Source organism: Arthrobacter sp. Helios, assembly GCF_023167125.1.
GTDB classification, from domain to species: Bacteria; Actinomycetota; Actinomycetes; order Actinomycetales; family Micrococcaceae; genus Arthrobacter_B; species Arthrobacter_B luteolus.
Map to the genome: position 1 here is coordinate 746,410 of NZ_CP095402.1, position 18,759 is coordinate 765,168.

Below are 18,759 nucleotides of genomic sequence, written 5' to 3' on the forward strand. Positions count from 1 at the left end.
TCTGTAGAGTAATAGTCGCGCTTTCCCCCGTAGCTCAATTGGCAGAGCATTCGACTGTTAATCGAAGGGTTACTGGTTCGAGTCCAGTCGGGGGAGCAAATAGGCTCCTGACCTGTAGAAAATGCAGGTCAGGAGCCTTCTTCCTGCCGGGTGTCCGACGGCGGGAGGCAGGAGCAACGGTTCGGTGACAGCCTGAAACTCCTGTAGACTGATGTCGCCGCTTTCCCCCGTAGCTCAATTGGCAGAGCATTCGACTGTTAATCGAAGGGTTACTGGTTCGAGTCCAGTCGGGGGAGCCACCTGAAAACCCCCGAAGGCCGTGTGCCTGCTCGGGGGTTTTCTTTTTCCACGGCCAAGCCTGGAGTCCCTCGGCTTGTGACGCACCCTAGTGCCTTGTGTCCGATCAAGGATCTGCAGCGATGACTTCTTGGGTTTGGTAGCAGTCAAGAACTGCAAGGGTTGAGGGATGAAAGGGCAGAACCTTTGATCTCCCCTGCATCGCTCGATGGGGCGCCAACGGAAACGGCCCTCGTGAGCTGCTAAAGCAAAGACCCGAGTCTAGTTCTGGGAATCCGCTGGCCCCCTCTTGTGTCGAGACTCACCGCGTGCGGCCTTACAAGTGTCCTTGCGTACCGTCCTGTAAGTTTGGGACAGAGCAAAGTCTGGAAGGGAATATGGAAGAGTCGATCCGCCGGCAGTGGCGATGGTACAGCCCCCGCGACGACGAGCCCGTTACCAAACAAGAATTCCAGAAGCTTCCGAAGCACGGGCAGGGTGCGCTCATTGCCGCCATGAAGCGCTATGCCCAAGGCGATGATCGGGGCGGGATGCTCAAGCGCATCGAAAATAATCTGTTCGAGCTGCGCGTTCAAGTGGGCACGGATCCGTTCCGCATCCTCTTTTTCCATGATTCGCCAGTCCATTGCATCGTCCTGCACGTCTTCTACAAGAATCAGCAGAAGCTGCCGCTACGGGCCAAGGAGCTCGCCAAAAAACGCCGCGCACGATGGCAGCGTGTTCACGAGTTGCAGTGAGCTCGCTGACGATCCTGCCTTGGAACTCTTGTTTTTAACTGGACGTGCGCTAGTGTTGCAATATCGGCGTGAGCCGATATCTCGAGTACTTAGGAGTTTTTGTGACTTCCCGTTCAAATCACTCAGCGGACCGACCCATTGACTTCGATGAACTTCTGAGCGATCCATCTGTTGCCGAGGCTGCGAAGGATGCTGAACAGCGATACGACCTGCTCGAAGCCCTTGCTGGGAGTAGGAGAACCGCTGGTAAAACGCAGAAAGAGGTAGCGCGTCTCATGGAGACGACTCAATCGGCAGTTTCAGACTTCGAGTCGGGACGAACTGATCCTCAGTTGTCAACTGTTCAGCGCTACGCGCGTGCTGTCGACGCCCGGATTCGAATCGTTGTTGAAGACCTGGTAGTGGCCCGACCGGGCTGTGAAACGACTCGCGACACCGCGCGGATCAGCGTCAGCACGACCCGGAGTGAGTTCCTCGCAACTGGATACTTTGCCACGTACGCGGAGTGCGGAACTGCGGGGCGCCGATCTAATTATGCTAAGGCGGCTTAACATTGGTTCCGATTCAATCTGAACTCCGGGAACTCGCTGCCCGGGTTGCCGGAGGCGCTGAGCTTTTGGACGTCAGAATGGTCAAGGCAGAGGCAGAGCACTTAGGGTTCCCCTCTGCAGATCGCCCGCTAAACTACGATCTGGATGTTCAGCCGACCGCCCATTTTAGTCCGGATAGCCACGCCCTAGTTGTCTCGGCGGACTTTTCATTGGATATGGAGCAGGCCTCCGGCATAGACGTGGACGATGCTGAGACAGAAACACGCAAAATCGCGAGCCTTTCGTTCACTCTCGTGGCCCTGTTCGATACTCCTGCGGATGCAACCTACGAGCCCGATGAGTTGGATAGTTTTGCGGGGACGACAGGCATCTTCTCTCTCTATCCCTATGCTAGGGAGTACGTGCAAGATGTGACCGGCCGCCTAGGGCTTCCTCCTCTTACTCTGGGTGTATATAGAGTTTCTCCTGCGTCGGATGCTGAAGGTGACTGACTTTCGTTTTCTGGATAGTCACCTCTGACCTGAGGTTCTAGCGTTTGTTTTTTCCTTGTTCTCGCTCCAGCGAGAACAAGTCTCCCTGATGTAGTGGTTTTGCAAGAGATGCCTGCCGCGCCGCTACACTGGGGACTCTGCTGCATCACTGGGTCCTGGACACACCAATATCCGGAGCCGGACGCAGCAAGGGCGAACCTATCCTGATGCCCGCCCCGGAACCCTACTGTTCCGGCCTTCCCGCGCTTCTGCGGCCGCTGATCCAGCCGGTCCCGCCACGCGGACCTTTCCGGACCTTCATCAGGAGTAGAACCATGCCGTCCACAGCCACCTCCACCACCATCAGCACCGGGGATATCTTCGCCGCCCATGAAGGCGGGAAGCTCTCGGTTGAAACCACAATGCCGCTGGATTCCGCCCGCGCGCTCTCCATCGCCTACACACCCGGCGTCGCGCAGGTCAGCCGTGCGATCGCCGCCGATCCGGCTTTGGCCGGAACTCACACCTGGGCCTCGCGCCTGGTTGCGGTGGTCAGCGACGGCACGGCCGTCCTCGGGCTGGGAAACATCGGTGCCGCGGCCTCGCTTCCGGTCATGGAAGGCAAATCGGCGCTGTTCAAGACCTTCGGTGGCCTGAACTCGATTCCGCTGGTCCTGGAGACCACTGATGTGGACGAAATCATTGAGACGCTGGTCCGGCTCCGCCCCAGTTTCGGGGCCGTGAACCTGGAAGACATTTCCGCCCCCCGCTGCTTCGAGCTGGAGGAACGGCTGATCGAGGCCCTGGACTGCCCCGTGATGCACGATGACCAGCACGGCACGGCCATTGTGGTGCTGGCCGCCCTGACCAACGCCGTCCGGGTCACCGGGAAGGAACTCGCCGGTCTCCGCGTGGTCGTTTCCGGTGCCGGCGCTGCGGGTGTTGCCTGCGCCAATATTCTGCTGGAAGCCGGAATCAACGACGTCGTTGTCCTGGATTCCCGCGGCATTCTCTCCGCCGGCCGAAGCCTGGAGGGTGTGAAGGCGGACCTCGCCGGCCGGACCAACCCGCGGAACCTGGAAGGCGGCGTTGCCGAGGCGATGGCCGGAGCAGACGTTTTCGTGGGCGTTTCCTCAGGGACCGTGCCCGAGAGCGTCCTCGCGGACATGGCACCGGACGCGGTCATCTTCGCCCTGTCCAACCCGGATCCGGAAGTCCACCCGGATATCGCGGCACGCTATGCGGCGGTGGTCGCCACCGGCCGGAGCGACTTCCCAAACCAGATCAACAACGTGCTGGCCTTCCCCGGGATTTTCCGCGGTGCGCTGGACAGCGGCGCCCGCCGGATCACACCCGCCATGAAGGTTGCCGCGGCCCGGGCCATCGCCGACCTGGTCGGTGATGACCTGGCCGCTGACCATGTTGTCCCCAGCCCGCTGGACCCCCGGGTGGCGCCCGCCGTGGCAGCCGCTGTGGGCGCGGCGGCCGGCACCGGCACGGCGTAACCCACGGACCCAGCGCCACCAAGCGCTCCGGGCCGCGGCCCGGAGCGCTTTCCCGTTCCCGGAGCCAGCTGCTGGGTCATCTCCCTCATCCCGCTGAGGCATACCCCTGAGGCCGGGGCTCAGGCTGACGCTGCCGCCGCTGCCCGATTCGAGAGCCCGCCGTTCCCAGCACCACAAAGCATGCTTACTGTTGAAGTAGGCTTTATTGGTTATTCCCAGCACGACGAAAGCCGAGGAACCGATGGGTGCCAGTCAGACAGGGCCTAGCCAGGAAGGCGCGGGGCATATTTCGCACCCCGCCAAAGTCATAGGCGTAACTGTTGCCGCCGCCGTCGGCGGTTTGCTGTTCGGTTTCGATACCGCCGTCATCAACGGTGCAGTCGATGCCATTGGGAGCGAATTCGACCTCAGTGCAGGCGTTCTGGGCTTTACCGTAGCCATTACCCTGCTTGGCTGTGCCATTGGTGCCTGGTTCGCGGGCCAGCTGGCGGACCGGCTCGGACGGAAGACCGTGATGGTCACGGCTGCCATCCTCTTCGCACTGAACTCCGTGGGTTCCGCCTGGGCATTCAGCGTCTGGGACCTGATGCTGTGGCGCCTGATCGGCGGCCTGGCCATCGGTACCGCCTCGGTCATCGCTCCGGGCTACATCGCCGAAGTGGCACCCGCAAAATGGCGTGGCGCGCTCGGCTCCATTCAGCAGCTGGCCATCACCCTGGGCATATTTGCGGCCCTGCTCTCCGATGCCTTCCTGGCCAACACCGCCGGAAGCGCGTTCAACGAACTCTGGTGGGGAATGGCCGCTTGGCGGTGGATGCTCCTGGTCGGAGTTTTCCCGGCCATTGTCTACGGCATCCTCGCACTGACGATTCCCGAGTCTCCGCAGTATCTGGTGCGGAAGAACCGCGATGATGAAGCTGCCCGGGTGCTCCGGGACATCACCGGAGTGCAGGATACGGACCGGAAGATCACCGAGATCCGGGACAGTTTCGAGCACGAAGAACGGGCAACCTACGCGGATCTGCGCGGCAGCATGTTCGGCTTGAAACCTATCCTCTGGGTCGGTATGGCCATCGCCGCGCTTCAGCAGCTGGTGGGCATTAATGCGATTTTCTATTACTCGACCACCCTGTGGCAGTCAGTCGGATTCAGCGAGTCCGACTCCTTTACGACGTCGGTGATCACCTCGGTGGTCAACGTGCTGATGACCATCGTCGCCATTGCCTTCGTTGACCGGGTCGGCCGGCGGAAACTGCTGATGATCGGCTCCGTGGGTATGTTTATCGGCCTGCTGGCAGCCACCATCTCCTTCTTCCAGGCGGACGACAGCAGCGGGGAAATTCTGCTTCCGCAGCCGTGGGGAGCCATCGCGCTGGTTGGTGCGAACCTGTTCGTGGTCTTCTTTGCCGCCACTTGGGGACCGGTGATGTGGGTGACGCTTGGTGAGATCTTCCCGAATAAAATCCGGTCACTGGCACTGGGACTGAGCACCATGGTGAACTGGGTGTTCAATTTCATCGTGACGCTCTCCTTCCCCTGGGTGAGCGAAAACTTCGGATTGTGGATCATGTACGCGATCTTTACCATCTTCGCCGTCGTGTCCTTCTGGTTCGTCAAGACGAAACTGCCTGAGCTGTCGGGCCGTGAATTGGAAGCGGACCGGGACAATTTGTGACTGTTGGGGCAGACGGTAAAAGGGACTAAGTCGTGAAATCTGAGGAGAATGGTAATTTTGGGTAATGGCAACGACTAACCAGCAGACGGAAGCAGGGCCGATGAACAGCTCCGCAAGCACCAGGACCCAGCGGGCCAACGGGAGCTCCTCCATCGTCGGCCTGTCCAAGGTCATGGCGCGCCTGCTGCCGCGGCAGATCAGTGACGAACTGTCCCTGGCGCTGGCAGAGATGAAGCAGAAGGGCATCAAGGCAGGCATTGCAGCCGGCCTCCTTGTGGTCGCCCTCCTGTTCCTCGCCGCCCTCGGCGTTGCTTTGATTGCCGCCGCAATTCTCGGGCTGGCGACAGTGATGCCTGCCTGGCTGGCGGCCCTGCTCGTGGCCGCGCTGTTCCTGGTGATCGCCGGCATCGCTGCCCTCATCGGAATCTCGCGTTTCAAGAAGACCATGCCACTGCTGCCGGAGGACGCCCTTCGCGGAGTCCGGTACGACCTTGGAGTCCTCAAGGAAGGCCGCAGCTTCGACCCGGCCACCCTGGACGTGCCGAAGCCGCCCAAGGCGAAGGACGAAGGCAAGGACAAGCAGGAGAAGCCGGAGGACGCCGTCCGCAAGCCGACGCCTGAGGAACTGCGGATCCGGCTTCGCCAGCGCCGCGAGCACATTGCCGCGGTCCGCGACGGCCTCGGCGAAAAAGCCGATGTCAAGAAGCAGATGTCGGACCTCAAGGCCCGGCGGGCTGCTGCCCGCCGTTCCGGTACTGCAGGTTCCGGGGGCGAGGCTTCCGGAACCGCGGACGAAGTCGGTGCGATGCTCCGGGAACGGAAGCAGCCGCTCGCCGTACTGGGTGCTTCGCTCCTGGCCATGGGCATTCTCCTGCGCAGGCTTTTGCGCAAATAACACCGTGGACAGAAAGGCAAAGGGAGCCGGATAGTGATCAGACTCATCGGCGCCGGTTCTCGTCCGGGCCGGGGGGAGCGGGTCCTGGATACCTTCTGGACCATCCCGAACATGATCACGGTCCTCCGGTTCCTCGGAGTCCCGCTTTTTGTCTGGCTCATTGCCCGGGACAGTTACGGCCCGGCTTTTTTGACGCTGGTGATCATCGGGTGCACCGACTGGGTAGACGGTTACCTGGCCCGGCGCCTGGACCAGGTCTCCACAACAGGCAAGTGGCTTGACCCCGTTGCGGACCGGCTGGCACTGATCATCGTCGCTGTCGTTTTTGTCGTGGATGGGATCGCCCCCGCGTGGCTCGTGTGGTCGATCGTCATTCCGGATGCCATCCTCATCGTCAATTCGCTGCTCCTCTTCCGGGGCAGCCCCAACCTGCCGGTGAGCAATATTGGCAAGATCCGGACCGCTCTGCTGCTGCTCGGGGCGCCGCTGCTCCTGCTGCAGCGGGTCCCGGGTTTCGACTACGGCTGGCTTGGTGCCGCCGGCAACACCGTGCTGCTGCTCGGCTGCCTGGGACACCTGCTGGCCTTCGGCGGGTACATGGTGCAGTCCTGGCGGAAATACCGGCGCCAGGCTTCGGTCCCTGAAGGGTCACCCCATGGTTCCTGACGACCGCCGGGCTGCAGCCGGGCCGGACGGCTTCCAGCCATGACCGGAATCGCGATTGCCTGCGCCCTGGCCAGTGCCGTCTTCCTGGCCTTCGGGGCGCAGCGTCAGGGCAGTGCCGTCAGCGCTGACACCGGCGGACTGAACCTGAACTCCTCCGGGATCCTGCGCCTGCTGCGCAACCCGCGCTGGCTCTTTGGCCTGCTGCTTCTGGCCACTGGAACTGCCCTGAATGTTGTGGCCCTTGCCCTGGCACCCCTTACCGTCGTCCAGCCGATTGGCTCGCTGGCCCTGGTCATCACCACCATCGTGAACTCACGGGATCAGGGCCTCCGGCTGAACCGGATCACCGTGGTGTCGATCGTGGCCTGCGTGGCGGGCAGCATGCTGTTTGTGCTGCTGGCAGTGGGGGCCACCCAGACAGAGCAGACTATTGAGCCGCGCCAGGAGATCACCATCGTGCTGATCCTCGCCGTCGTCGTGGCATTCTTCGGTCTGCTCAACCTGCTTTTCGGCAAACGGCTGGGTGCCATTGCCCACATCATGGGGGCAGGTATCCTCTTTGGCTTCGTCGCGGTATTGACCAAAACCATTGCGGCCGACCTCCTGGATCCCAATGGACGCTTCCTGCTCAACGTCCCCTGGTACACGCTGGTCGGTATCGCTGTCGCGGGCGGGCTCGGGGCCTGGTTCGTGCAGAGTGCCTATTCCAGCGGCCCGCCGGACCTGGTCATAGCCGGACTGACGGTCATTGATCCGATGGTCGGCATCGCCATCGGGATCGGCGTACTGAATGAACTTCGCCCCGATGTCCCGGCAGTCCTGGGTGTTGCGATGGGAGTCTGCGCCCTGATTGCTATTGTTGGGGTGTTCGCCCTGTCCAGATACCACCCGGATGTCATTAAGCGCCGGGCGAACCAGAGGCGGCGGCAGAAGCCAGCGGCGTCCAAGGCTGCCCGCAAGCCCTGACGCACCCGACCTGACCATCGAAACTCCAAAAGAGGACTTCCCCGTGACCGAGGAACCGGCAGATAAACCGCTGACCATCCTGATCGCCTGTGACACTTATCCGCCCCACCTGAACGGGGCAGCCCAGTTCGGTTTCCGCCTGGCCCAGGGAATGCACGGCAGGGGACACAACGTCCATGTGCTGGCACCCAGCCCCGGCAGCGGCCCGGCCCATTCGGAAACGGACGGTCCATGGACCGTGCACCGCCTCCGTTCCCACGGAGTACCCACCCACGAATACTGGCGGATCTGCCTGCCGTGGGAAATCAGGAAGCACATCTCGATGCTGCTGGACCGGGTCAAGCCGGACGTTGTACACATCCAGTGCCACTACATGGTGGGCGAATACACCCTCTACGAAGCCCGCAAGCGCGGGATCCGTGTAGTCGCGACCAACCACTTCATGCCGGAGAACCTGGACCCGTTCCTGCCCTTCCCCAAATGGTTCAAACGGATCGTCGCCCGGAACTCGTGGCGGGACATGGGCCGGGTCATGGGCAGTGCCGCCGTCGTTACCACTCCGACTCCGCTGGCGGCGAAGGCCATGACGGAGTACGCATCCCTGCCGGACGTGCTGCCGCTGTCCAACGGCATTGATGCCTCGGCTTACGAAACCCTGCCCGGGGAGGAGATCCAGCGCCCGGATCACCCCACCGTGCTGTTCGTCGGCCGGCTCGCCGAGGAAAAACACGTGGATGTCATCATCGACGCAGTGGCGAAGACTCCGCGGGAGCTCAATGTGCACGTGGAAATCGTGGGCGGGGGCGAGGTGAAGTCCGCATTGGTGGCCCAGGCTGCCCGGCTTGGCCTCCAGGACCGGGTGGTGTTCCGCGGGCTGGTGGATGACGCCGAACTCCGCCTGGCCTACCTGCGCGCAGACCTGTTCTGCATGCCGGGCACCGCCGAACTGCAGTCCCTCGTCACCCTCGAAGCCATGTCCGCCTCGACACCGGTTCTCCTGGCCGATGCCATGGCGCTGCCGCATCTGGTGGACCACGGCCGCAACGGCTACCTGTTCCAGCCCGGCGACAGCTCCGAGCTGGCCCAGCGGATTACCGAAATCCTGACGCTGCCCGCTGAGAAGCGCGCCGCCATGGGCCGGCACAGCCGCGCCATGGTTGAGCCGCACAGCCTGGAAGGCACCCTGTCCACCTTCGAGGACCTCTACCGCGGCGCAAGCAGCGTGGCCGGGATTCCCTAAGTCTCTGCCCGGATGAACTAAGTCCCGGCCGGTCCGTGGACTTGCCCTGTTTTGGGACAATCCTTCGAGTCTGGAACTTCTCTGCCGTGGCACCGCGGCAGGGGAGTTCCCGACTGGCAGGGGAGTCCCAGACTGGCAGGGAAGTCCCACAACGGAGGGGGCACCAGAGACTCGCCGGGCGCTGCGAACCCAGCAGAAACTCGCCGAACGATGCCGGCGGGAGTCCCTCCTGGAGCGCACCCGGGTCTGGTATGCCCAGGCCCGTCCGGGAAATTCGGCTGCCGGGCCCGCTGCACCTTAGGATGTCTATACTGCCTGCCGGATACGGCGGGTTCACACGGGGCTGTAGCTCAGCCGGTCAGAGCAGCGGACTCATAATCCGTGGGTCGTGGGTTCAAGCCCCACCAGCCCTACCGTGTTTCCGGGGATTCTTGGAGGTTTTGGAAGCCTCCGAGGGTCCCCGGTTTTCCTTTTAAGTCTGCACAAAGTCCGCTGAGCCGCGGCAACAGGAACACCCCGGTCTTCGGTCCGGGGTGTTTTTTTGTGATCCGCAGGCGCACTGGCCCGGGCCCTGCAGGGGTGGGCGGCCGCGTGGAGTGGGGGATTGTGCTTCGATGTTACTCGTGGGTAACATAAGGGCAGCCGGCTTGACTGTCCGGATGACCCCAGGATCAGCGAAGGACATCTCATGGCAACTATCGACGTTGATAACCTCCCGTACCCGGACGGTGACTTCTACGCATTCGAGGACCTGCTCAGCGATAAGGAGCGGGACCGCCTGCATGAGGTCCGTTCCTGGCTTACGGCTGAGGTGAAGCCCCACGCCAACGACTGGTGGAACGCGGGGGAATTCCCGATGCACATGATTCCCAAGCTGGCCGAACTCGACGTCGTCTCCCCGGTTTACCGGCAGGGCTATTCGAATCTTTTCGCCGGCCTCTGCCACGCCGAGTTCACCCGCGCCGACACTTCCTTTGCCACGTTCATGGGCGTGCATGACGGCCTTTTCACCGGGTCGATCGAAGCGCTGGCCTCCGACGAGCAGAAGGAAGCCTGGCTTCCGGATATCTACTCGCTGAAAAAGATCGGCGCCTTTGGGCTCACCGAACCCCTGGGTGGTTCGGATGTAGCCGGTGGAACCCGCACCACTGCACGGCGCGAGGGCGGAAACTGGATCCTCAACGGAGCCAAGCGCTGGATCGGGAACGCCACGTTCTCCGACTGGGTGGTCATTTATGCCCGCGACGAAGCGGACAACCAGGTGAAGGGTTTCCTCGTGGATACCCGGACCGAGGGCTACTCGGCCACCAAGATCGAAAACAAGATCGCGCTGCGGACTGTGCAGAACGCTGACATTGTGCTGGACAACGTCGTCGTGAGCGATGACTTCCACCTCAAGGGGGCCAACAGCTTCCGGGATACCAACAAGGTTCTCAAAGTGACCCGGCTTGCCGTTGCCTGGCAGGCCGTCGGCCAGCAGATGGCAGCGTTTGACGTTGCCCGCCGTTATGCGGTGGAGCGGGAGCAGTTCGGCAAACCGTTGGCTTCCTTCCAGCTGGTGCAGGAGCAGCTGGTGCAGATTCTCGGCAACACGGTCAGCTCGATGGGCATGATGGTCCGCCTGGCCCAGCTCGAGGATGAGGGCCGTGCCAAGGATGAGCAGTCCGCACTGGCGAAGGCCTTCACCACGGCCCGCATGCGTGAGTCGGTTGCCTTGGGGCGCAGCATCCTCGGCGGCAACGGAATTGTGACGGACTACGGGATGGCGAAGATTTTCTCCGACGCCGAAGCGATCTACTCCTACGAGGGAACCTACGAGATCAATACCCTGGTCACCGGCCGGGCGATCACCGGCATCGCCGCATTCGTCTAGCCGGCTATCCGGTCCGGCCTCCGGTGATTAGGGCCGGGCCGGGCTTCCCCGTCCACCGGACGGCGGGAGCAGAACGCTCGGCCGGCGGTCCATGAGATAGCGCAGGGGATCCACATACTCCCCGTCCAGCCGCACTCCCCAATGCAGGCAACTGCGGGGGCAGTGCGGCTGCCTGCTTTCCGGTGCCTTCCCGTCAGCGAGAACTCCGTCAGTGACAATCCCGTCAGTGAAAACCCCGTCAGCGGCGCCGCCGGGCAGGCTTCCGCGGACGTCCACCACTCCAATGCTCTGGCCGGCGGTCACCGGTTCCCCCACGGACACGGTGGCCGTAACAGGTTCGAAACTGCTCACCGTCCCGTCGCCGTGGTCGACTGTGAGCACCTGGCGGTCCACCACATACCCGGTGAACCGGACCGTGCCGTCAGCGGGGCTGCGGACGGCATCGCCGGCGGAAGCGGCGAGGTCGACTCCGCGATGTCCGGCCAGCCAGCGCTGGCCTGGTTTATCAAACGGGCGGATGACGGCGGGCGCAGGTGCCAGGGGCCAGCCCCATTGGCGTGCCGGAGCCAGCCGGTCAGCGGGCGCAGCTGGTAATGCGGCGTCTGTCGGCCGGACATCCACGGTGAGCGCCACGAGAAGCGCCAGCAGGGCCGCGAGCACCGCCGCCAGCAGTGCAGCAGCGGCCGCAGGGCGCACGCCGGACCGCGCGGGGTGCGGGATGGCTTCAGCGCCGCCGGGGGAGGAGCGGCAGACTGGAACCGGTTTCTGAGGGGAAGCGGGCTGAATGGACATGATGCACAGTCCACTCCGGCACCCGGCATGTCGGGCGCCTGTGAACCGGTTTGTGGACCGGCCGGGAACCTGAGGCAGGAACACCTTGGCTGTGGAGGAGAACGGGACGGAACGGGGCCGCTGCTGTAGTACACTTGACGAAGCAGTTTGCTGCGTGCTGATTCACTCTGCCCAGTCAGGATTTCCCGGGTAACCGCCTCAAAACGGTTGACGGAACCCTTTCCGGATGGAGAACGGAACAGATCCACGCGCCGCACGCTGACTACGCGTGCCCCAATTATCCATGTCCCGGTAACGGGAATATGGGTGCGTTCCTGCGGTCCGGTCAACACCGGTAAGGGACGCACGCCGGCATCTGTCACAGGACGACGGCTGATGGGCACCAGGAGCAGCACCCGCCGGGTGCTTCGCAATCAACCGTCAATGGCAGAAAATCCTGCGTGCGCTCAGCGCCGCCGGCTGCCGGAAGGAGTGACGACATGCCCGTCGTTACAATGCGCCAGCTGCTCGACAGCGGCGTCCACTTTGGCCACCAGACCCGCCGCTGGAACCCGAAGATGAAGCGCTTCATCTTCACCGAGCGCAACGGCATCTACATCATCGACCTGCAGCAGTCGCTGTCCTACATCGACCGCGCCTACGAGTTCGTCAAGGCCACCGTTGCCCACGGCGGAACCGTACTGTTCGTCGGTACCAAGAAGCAGGCCCAGGAAGCCATCGCTGAGCAGGCCACCCGCGTTGGCCAGCCCTACGTCAACCAGCGCTGGCTCGGTGGCATGCTCACCAACTTCCAGACTGTCGCCAAGCGCATCCAGCGCATGAAGGAACTCGAAGAGATCAACTTCGACGACGTCGCGGCTTCCGGCCACACCAAGAAGGAGCTCCTGCTCCTCAAGCGTGAACTGACCAAGCTGGAAACCAACCTCGGCGGCATCCGCAACCTGACCAAGGCTCCGTCCGTGGTCTGGATCGTGGACACCCAGAAGGAACACCTCGCCGTTGACGAGGCCCAGAAGCTGAACATCCCGGTTGTTGCCATCCTCGACAGCAACTGCGATCCGGACGACGTCGACTTCCCGATCCCGGGCAACGACGACGCCATCCGCTCCGTCAACCTGCTGACCCGCGTTATTGCTGACGCCGTTGCGGAGGGCCTGATCGCCCGCCACAACAAGGCCGGCAACACCGAAGCCCCGGCAGAGCCGCTGGCTGAGTGGGAGCGCGAACTGCTCGAAGGCGCAGCTGCTCCGGCCGCTGAAGCCACCGAAGCACCGGCTGCTGAAGCCACCGAAGCACCGGCTGCCGAAGCTGCAGAAGCACCGGCTGCCGAAGCTCCCGCTGAGGACGCAACGGAGAAGTAAAACGAAGTCCCCAAAGATGGCTGCCGCGAGGCGGCCATCTTTGGGAAATCTGCTCAGCGCGGCTGGCCGGGATTCCCCGCCGGCCGCGCGGCGGAACAGCACCATTACTTTTATTACGGGAGGACTGGAGTCCAAATGGCGAACTACACCGCTGCTGATATCAAGGCTCTGCGCGAGCGCACAGGCGCCGGCATGATGGATGTGAAGAAAGCTCTCGACGAGGCCAACGGCGATGCCGACAAGGCCATGGAGCTCATCCGCATCAAGGGCCTGAAGGGCGCCACCAAGCGCGAAGGCCGTTCGACCGCTGAGGGCCTGGTTGCTGCCAAGGTCATCGACGGCACCGCCGGCGTGATGATCGAACTCAACTGCGAGACCGACTTCGTCGCCAAGTCCGCCAAGTTCATTGAACTGGCAGACCGCGTGCTGGCTGCTGCAATCGAATCCGGCGCTGCCGATGCCGAGACCCTGCTGGCCTACGAAGTTGACGGCAAGCCGCTCTCCGAGATCGTCGTCGAAGAAGGCGCCATCCTGGGCGAGAAGGTCGTCATCCGCCGCGTTGCACGCGTTGAAGGCAAGACCGTTGACGCTTACCTGCACAAGACCTCCAAGGATCTGCCGGCACAGGTTGGCGTGCTCTTCGCTGTTGACGGCGAAGGAGACGCTGCCTTCACCGCAGCCCACGACGTCGCAGTCCACACCGCTGCCTACGCTCCGACCTACCTGACCCGGGACGAAGTTCCGTCGGACATCGTGGAGAACGAGCGGCGCATCGCGGATGAAACCGCACGCGCCGAAGGCAAGCCGGAAGCCGCGCTGCCGAAGATCGTCGAAGGCCGCCTGACCGGTTTCTTCAAGGAGATCGTCCTGCTGGACCAGCCGTTCGCCAAGGATGCCAAGAAGACTGTCGCTGCCGTCCTGAACGAAGCCGGCGTCAAGCCGGTTGCTTTCGCCCGGTTCCGCGTAGGCGCCTAAGGCCCTAAGCAACTGCGGACGCATCGCGGACGCGCCATGATGGCATAGAGGGGGTGGCCACCGAAAGGTGGCCACCCCTTTTGCCTGTCCGAAACACCTCACTATTCTTGAAAACAGCTGACAAACTTATCCTCAGCCGATGCCCCGGGAGGCACCATGGATCATGCCCTGAATGAAACCGAAACCCCGCGCCGCCGCGTACTGCTCAAGCTCTCCGGAGAGGTGTTCGGCGGCGGCAAGCTAGGCGTGGACCCCGAGACGGTACGCGGAGTCGCCAAGCAGATCGCTGCAACGGTCGGCGAGGTCGAAACCGCAATTGTTGTGGGCGGAGGCAACTTCTTCCGGGGAGCTGAGCTCTCCCTCAGCGGCATGGACCGCTCCCGCGCGGACTACATGGGGATGCTCGGCACGGTGATGAACTGCCTCGCCCTGCAGGACTTCCTGGAGCAGGCCGGCGTGGAAACCCGCGTCCAGAGCGCCATCACCATGGGCCAGGTTGCCGAGGCCTACATTCCGCGGCGCGCCATCCGCCACCTGGAGAAGGGCCGCGTGGTCATCTTCGGTGCCGGTGCCGGTCTGCCTTATTTCTCCACTGACACCGTTGCTGCCCAGCGCGCCCTCGAGGTCCATGCCGACGAGGTCCTGATGGCGAAGTCAGGTGTGGACGGTGTCTACACTGCTGATCCGAACAAGGACGCCACGGCCACCCGGCTGGAAACGCTGACGTACGACGACGCCCTGCGCCAGGATATCCGGGTCATGGATCAGACGGCGATGACCATGTGCAAGGACAACAACCTGTCCATGGTGGTGTTCGGCATGGAAGGCGAAGGCAACGTCACCCGGGCCATCCGCGGTGAAAAGATCGGAACCGTCGTCTCCAACTAGCGCCTCCCGCCCTGCGGCTGTTCTCCGCCTGCGCACCTGCGGTACCGCCGCAGGTGCGCAGGCGGGGAGCCGCGCGGGTTAGGATGGTAAGAGAGCCCAACCGTGCCACTGCATGGGTATTTTCCTGCATTGGCCTTCCCTGCACTGAGGAGACACCGTGATCGAAGAGACCTTGAAAGAGGCGGCCGTCAAAATGGACAAGGCTGTGGAGGTCGCCAAGGAGGACTTCTCGACCATCCGGACAGGGCGCGCAAATCCGGCGCTGTTCTCCCGGGTCCTGGTGGACTACTACGGCTCCCCGACGCAGCTGCAGCAGCTGGCTTCGTTCGCGACGCCGGATGCCCGCACGCTCCTGATCACCCCCTATGATGTGACCGCGCTGCGCGCCATTGAGCGGGCCTTGAGCGACTCCGAGGTGGGTGCGAACCCCTCCAACGACGGCAAGGTCATCCGCGTCATCATGCCGGAGCTGACCCAGGACCGCCGCAAGGAATACGTTAAGATCGTCCGCGGCAAGGGCGAAGACGCCAAGGTCTCGGTCCGCAACATCCGCCGCAAGGCCAAGGATTCACTGGACCGCCTGGTCAAGGACGGCGAGATCGGCGAAGACGACGGCGCGCGTGCCGAAAAGGACCTGGACGCGTTGACCAAGGCCCACACAGAGTCCATCGATGACCTGCTGAAGCGCAAGGAAGCCGAGCTGCTCGAGGTCTGATGAGCCAATCCCAGCCTCCAACCCAGGCTGGCGGTTCCCCGTCTCCTGAGGCAGGCCCGGCAGCGAAGGGCACGGATATGAGCGTTCCTGACGGACGACGGGCACGTAACTCCGCTGCCCGCAAGCGTGCCGAACGCAAGCCTTCGAAAGCGGGGCGGAACCTGCCCGCTGCCATAGCAGTCGGCGTCGTCCTCCTGGGCGCCCTGATGGTGGGCCTGCTGTTCAGCCCGCTGGCGATCGTGGCTATTGCCGCAGCCTTTTCCGTCGTCGGCGTCTGGGAGGTCTCCCGTGCGCTGGAGGTTCGCGGGATCAAGGTTCCGCACGTGCCGGTGCTGGTGGGATCCGTGGCCGTGCCGCTGGCAGCCTATTTTGGCGGCACCGAAGCCCTGGCGTTTGCGCTGGCTGGTACCGGCATCGCGATCCTGTTGTGGCGGGCGATCGATACGGCTCAGGACGCCCTGCGCAGCATTCTTGCCGGCGTGTTCGTCGTCCTCTGGATTCCGTTCCTGCTCAGCTTCGCCCTGCTGCTCCTCCGTGAACCGGAAGGGCAGATCAGGGTCGCTGTCCTGCTGCTGCTGGTGGTTGCCAATGACACCTGCGGATACCTGGTGGGGGCCCTCACCGGCAAGCATCCGATGGCCCCGAAGATCAGCCCCAAGAAATCCTGGGAAGGGTTCGGCGGATCAGTTGCGGGTGCCACCATCGTGGGTATTCTCGCGGCTGTGCTTTTCCTGGACCAGCCGTGGTGGTTCGGCCTGGTGCTGGCGGTAGCCACGGTTGCGGCGGCGACGGCCGGGGATTTCTCGGAATCGATGATCAAACGCGAGCTGGGCGTGAAGGATATGTCCAACCTGCTGCCCGGCCACGGAGGAGCCATGGACCGCCTGGATTCGGTGGTTTTCGCTTCTCCGGTGGTCTTCCTGCTCTCCGTCCTGCTGGTGCCCGGGGCAATGTAGCGTCCGGCCGGGGAGTCTTTACCGGGTCCCGGGCAGGTTTGCACGTAAGATATTTTCGACGGTCCCGCATCCCGTGGCGGAAGAAGACTTGACACTAAAGGATTAGTTGACCATGAACGATGTGAGGCAGGCCAGTGCCCCCTTTGAGCGTGTGGGCCGCAGGGAGTACGGCTACAACGTCCGACAGGTCGACGATTTCTTGACCAGGGCCCGGAATTACTACAACTCTGAGAAACCTGGAGCGAAAGTCATTACCAGCACTCACGTCCGTTCCATGGCCTTCGACCCCGCCAAGGGCGGCTACGAAGCACAGGCAGTCGACGCAGCCCTGGATCGGCTGGAGGATGTTTTCTCCCAGCGTGAGCGCGACCGCCTCATTCAGGAAAAGGGTGAAGAAGCCTGGCTGCTCCAGATCGGCCGCACGTCAGCCGTCCTGCGGGCACGCCTGCACCGTAAGCCGGGGGAGCGGTTCCGCCGTCCGTCCAAAAAGCGGGCGCACAGTTACAACGTGCGCGACGTCGATGCGCTGTGCAACGAACTCCTCGGCTACTTCGAGCACGACAAGCCGTTGAGCGTCGACGTCGTCCGCAGGGCCGTCTTCCGCGAAGCCAAGGGCGACGCAGGTTATGAGGAAACCCAGGTGGATGCATTCCTGGACCGCGTCGTCGAACTCATGGCCGCAATCGACTAACACAGGGCCGAAAAACCGGCGCTGCTAGCGGCTGACCCGCCGCTCAGGGGTATGGAGCCTGGCCAGGAACCGTGCGGTTCCCGCCGGCACCCCGCCCGGGCCCCGCAGCGAGGCTCCCACGGTCACCGCAAACGCGGCCGGAACCGTCCACGCGGCAGGCTGCTCCAGCCAGACCGGCACAGCAGCTCCGGAGAGGGAGAGCACGCCGCCGGCTACGATGGCCCCGCCGCAGAGCAGTGCTCCGGTGAGCATCCCCGCCACCGCGCCGGCCGCCGTGAGCCGGCGCCACCAGATACCCAGCAGCAGCAGGGGGCACAGCGTGGACGCCGTGAACGCAAAGACCATCCCCACGCTGCCGGCCAGCGCCTGCGTGTTCGTCAGCAGGGCCAGGCCCAGCGGAACCGCCCCGGCCAGCAGGGTTCCGGCGCGGAATCCGCTCACGCTGCCGCGGAACAGTTCCTGGCTGATCACCCCCGCGAGGGACACAATCAGCCCGCTGCTGGTGGAGAGGAAAGCGGCGAACGCTCCCGCCGTCACGCAGGCTGCCAGCAGGTCGCCCAATGCGCCGTCAAAAATCTGTGCTGGCAGCAGCAGGACAGTGGCATCCGCATTTCCCTCCACCGCCAGCTCCGGCAGGTAGATCCGGCCAAGGATCCCGTAGAGGGTTGGGAAAACGTAGAACACGGACAGCAGTCCAAGCACAATCAGCGTGGTGCGCCGGGCGGAGACGCCGTCGGGATTGGTATAAAACCGCACCAGGACATGCGGCAGGCCCAGCGTCCCGCAAAGCAGCGCGATGCTCAGTGACACATTGCGGTAAACAGAGTCCGCCATGACCGGATCCAGCCCGGATGCAAAGGCGGCGCCGTTGCCGGTCCAGGAGGTGCCTTCGGCGCCGAGCCGGAAGAGGATAAAGAGGACAGGCACCGCCAAGGCCGCCAGCTTGAGCCAGTATTGGAAGGCCTGGACGAAGGTGATGGAGCGCATTCCACCGCTCAGCACGCTCAGGCACACAATCACGACCACCGCCGCGGACCCAACCCATCCGGGCAGGCCGGTGGTCAGGCTGACGGTCAGGGCGGCACCGTGCAGCTGCGGAACGATGTACAGCCAGCCGACCGCCACTACCAGCAGGCTGGTCACCCTGCGGGCCGGAAGGGACTCCAGCCTTGCCCGGGCAAAGTCCGGGACCGTGTACGCGCCCGACCGGCGCAGGGGAGCCGCAACGAACAGCAGCAGCATCAGGTAACCGGCCGTGTATCCGATGGGGAACCACAGGGCATCGGCCCCGGAGACCAGCACCAGGCCGGCGATTCCCAGGAAACTCGCCGCGGAAAGATACTCGCCGCCGATCGCTGAGGCGTTCCACCACGGTTTCACGGTCCGGGACGCGACGTAGAAATCGCTGGTGGTGCGGGAAATCCGCAGCCCGTAGGCACCGATCAGCAGGGTTGCGGCGGTCACGGCGGCCAAGGCAGCGTATCCGACGCCGGCACTCACGTCCCA

17 protein-coding genes and 3 tRNA genes are annotated in these 18,759 nt (G+C 63.5%); 18 read left to right on the plus strand and 2 right to left on the minus strand.

Annotated features, from left to right (window positions below; translation table 11 throughout):
- Window positions 1-23 precede the first annotated feature (23 nt).
- From ArtHe_RS03205 to ArtHe_RS03260, 12 genes are all read left to right on the plus strand, one after another.
- Window positions 24-96, plus strand: a tRNA-Asn gene (locus ArtHe_RS03205).
- 127 nt (window positions 97-223) lie between these two features.
- Window positions 224-299 (plus strand) — tRNA-Asn (locus ArtHe_RS03210).
- 375 nt (window positions 300-674) lie between these two features.
- Window positions 675-1,034, plus strand: coding sequence for a type II toxin-antitoxin system RelE/ParE family toxin (locus ArtHe_RS03215; protein ID WP_248318748.1), 360 nt, complete (start codon window positions 675-677; stop codon window positions 1,032-1,034).
- A gap of 628 nt (window positions 1,035-1,662) precedes the next feature.
- The gene (locus ArtHe_RS03220) at window positions 1,663-2,076 is read left to right on the plus strand and encodes a protein-export chaperone SecB (RefSeq protein ID WP_248318749.1); all 414 of its coding nucleotides are present in this window, start codon (window positions 1,663-1,665) and stop codon (window positions 2,074-2,076) included.
- Window positions 2,077-2,390: 314 nt separating this feature from the next.
- Window positions 2,391-3,560 (plus strand): NADP-dependent malic enzyme, encoded by a 1,170-nt coding sequence (locus ArtHe_RS03225; RefSeq protein ID WP_248318751.1) that lies wholly within the window; start codon window positions 2,391-2,393, stop codon window positions 3,558-3,560.
- A 205-nt stretch (window positions 3,561-3,765) separates the two neighbouring features.
- Window positions 3,766-5,235 (plus strand): sugar porter family MFS transporter, encoded by a 1,470-nt coding sequence (locus tag ArtHe_RS03230; RefSeq protein WP_248318752.1) that lies wholly within the window; start codon window positions 3,766-3,768, stop codon window positions 5,233-5,235.
- Between the two features lie 100 nt (window positions 5,236-5,335).
- Window positions 5,336-6,130 carry a phage holin family protein gene (locus tag ArtHe_RS03235; protein WP_066302571.1) on the plus strand — a complete coding sequence of 265 codons (795 nt, stop codon included), beginning with the start codon at window positions 5,336-5,338 and terminating at the stop codon, window positions 6,128-6,130.
- 33 nt (window positions 6,131-6,163) lie between these two features.
- The gene (locus ArtHe_RS03240) at window positions 6,164-6,796 is read left to right on the plus strand and encodes a CDP-alcohol phosphatidyltransferase family protein (protein ID WP_248318754.1); all 633 of its coding nucleotides are present in this window, start codon (window positions 6,164-6,166) and stop codon (window positions 6,794-6,796) included.
- A gap of 39 nt (window positions 6,797-6,835) precedes the next feature.
- Window positions 6,836-7,762 (plus strand): DMT family transporter, encoded by a 927-nt coding sequence (locus ArtHe_RS03245; RefSeq protein ID WP_066302572.1) that lies wholly within the window; start codon window positions 6,836-6,838, stop codon window positions 7,760-7,762.
- Between the two features lie 43 nt (window positions 7,763-7,805).
- Window positions 7,806-9,002, plus strand: coding sequence for a glycosyltransferase (locus ArtHe_RS03250; RefSeq protein ID WP_248318756.1), 1,197 nt, complete (start codon window positions 7,806-7,808; stop codon window positions 9,000-9,002).
- Window positions 9,003-9,341: 339 nt separating this feature from the next.
- Window positions 9,342-9,415: transfer RNA gene (locus tag ArtHe_RS03255), tRNA-Ile, on the plus strand.
- Between the two features lie 275 nt (window positions 9,416-9,690).
- Window positions 9,691-10,875 carry an acyl-CoA dehydrogenase family protein gene (locus tag ArtHe_RS03260; protein WP_066302574.1) on the plus strand — a complete coding sequence of 395 codons (1,185 nt, stop codon included), beginning with the start codon at window positions 9,691-9,693 and terminating at the stop codon, window positions 10,873-10,875.
- 27 nt (window positions 10,876-10,902) lie between these two features.
- Here the strand turns inward: ArtHe_RS03260 and ArtHe_RS03265 are convergent, their stop codons facing one another.
- A complete protein-coding gene (locus tag ArtHe_RS03265) occupies window positions 10,903-11,667 on the minus strand; it encodes a M23 family metallopeptidase (protein WP_349238377.1) in 765 nt (254 codons plus the stop codon).
- A gap of 479 nt (window positions 11,668-12,146) precedes the next feature.
- Here ArtHe_RS03265 and rpsB point away from each other — a divergent pair, with 479 nt between their 5' ends.
- The 6 genes from rpsB (at window position 12,147) to ArtHe_RS03295 (ending at window position 17,253) form a co-directional block, all read left to right on the plus strand.
- Window positions 12,147-13,028, plus strand: coding sequence for a 30S ribosomal protein S2 (rpsB, locus tag ArtHe_RS03270; RefSeq protein WP_248318757.1), 882 nt, complete (start codon window positions 12,147-12,149; stop codon window positions 13,026-13,028).
- Between the two features lie 135 nt (window positions 13,029-13,163).
- A complete protein-coding gene (gene tsf, locus ArtHe_RS03275) occupies window positions 13,164-14,003 on the plus strand; it encodes a translation elongation factor Ts (protein WP_066302579.1) in 840 nt (279 codons plus the stop codon).
- A gap of 156 nt (window positions 14,004-14,159) precedes the next feature.
- Window positions 14,160-14,891 (plus strand): UMP kinase, encoded by a 732-nt coding sequence (gene pyrH / locus ArtHe_RS03280; protein WP_248318759.1) that lies wholly within the window; start codon window positions 14,160-14,162, stop codon window positions 14,889-14,891.
- A 157-nt stretch (window positions 14,892-15,048) separates the two neighbouring features.
- Entirely contained in the window at window positions 15,049-15,606 is a 558-nt protein-coding gene (gene frr, locus ArtHe_RS03285; protein ID WP_066302582.1) for a ribosome recycling factor, read from the plus strand.
- A gap of 77 nt (window positions 15,607-15,683) precedes the next feature.
- Window positions 15,684-16,562: a phosphatidate cytidylyltransferase gene (locus tag ArtHe_RS03290; protein ID WP_066302583.1), complete on the plus strand. Its 879-nt coding sequence runs from the start codon at window positions 15,684-15,686 to the stop codon at window positions 16,560-16,562.
- 106 nt (window positions 16,563-16,668) lie between these two features.
- Window positions 16,669-17,253, plus strand: coding sequence for a DivIVA domain-containing protein (locus ArtHe_RS03295; protein WP_066302584.1), 585 nt, complete (start codon window positions 16,669-16,671; stop codon window positions 17,251-17,253).
- Between the two features lie 24 nt (window positions 17,254-17,277).
- Here ArtHe_RS03295 and ArtHe_RS03300 read toward each other — a convergent pair whose 3' ends face one another.
- Window positions 17,278-18,753: a cation acetate symporter gene (locus ArtHe_RS03300; RefSeq protein WP_248319654.1), complete on the minus strand. Its 1,476-nt coding sequence runs from the start codon at window positions 18,751-18,753 to the stop codon at window positions 17,278-17,280.
- Window positions 18,754-18,759: the final 6 nt, after the last annotated feature.

Bases quoted from the DNA above. Each gene is read 5' to 3' on its own strand.
- ArtHe_RS03220 (WP_248318749.1), top strand. From the start codon at position 1,663: ATGGTCAAGGCAGAGGCAGAGCACTTAGGGTTCCCCTCTGCAGATCGC.
- ArtHe_RS03245 (WP_066302572.1), top strand. From the start codon at position 6,836: ATGACCGGAATCGCGATTGCCTGCGCCCTGGCCAGTGCCGTCTTCCTG.
- ArtHe_RS03225 (WP_248318751.1), top strand. From the start codon at position 2,391: ATGCCGTCCACAGCCACCTCCACCACCATCAGCACCGGGGATATCTTC.
- pyrH (WP_248318759.1), top strand. From the start codon at position 14,160: ATGGATCATGCCCTGAATGAAACCGAAACCCCGCGCCGCCGCGTACTG.
- ArtHe_RS03290 (WP_066302583.1), top strand. From the start codon at position 15,684: ATGAGCGTTCCTGACGGACGACGGGCACGTAACTCCGCTGCCCGCAAG.
- ArtHe_RS03215 (WP_248318748.1), top strand. From the start codon at position 675: ATGGAAGAGTCGATCCGCCGGCAGTGGCGATGGTACAGCCCCCGCGAC.
- tsf (WP_066302579.1), top strand. From the start codon at position 13,164: ATGGCGAACTACACCGCTGCTGATATCAAGGCTCTGCGCGAGCGCACA.
- rpsB (WP_248318757.1), top strand. From the start codon at position 12,147: ATGCCCGTCGTTACAATGCGCCAGCTGCTCGACAGCGGCGTCCACTTT.
- ArtHe_RS03265 (WP_349238377.1), bottom strand. From the start codon at position 11,667: ATGTCCATTCAGCCCGCTTCCCCTCAGAAACCGGTTCCAGTCTGCCGC.
- ArtHe_RS03235 (WP_066302571.1), top strand. From the start codon at position 5,336: ATGAACAGCTCCGCAAGCACCAGGACCCAGCGGGCCAACGGGAGCTCC.
- ArtHe_RS03260 (WP_066302574.1), top strand. From the start codon at position 9,691: ATGGCAACTATCGACGTTGATAACCTCCCGTACCCGGACGGTGACTTC.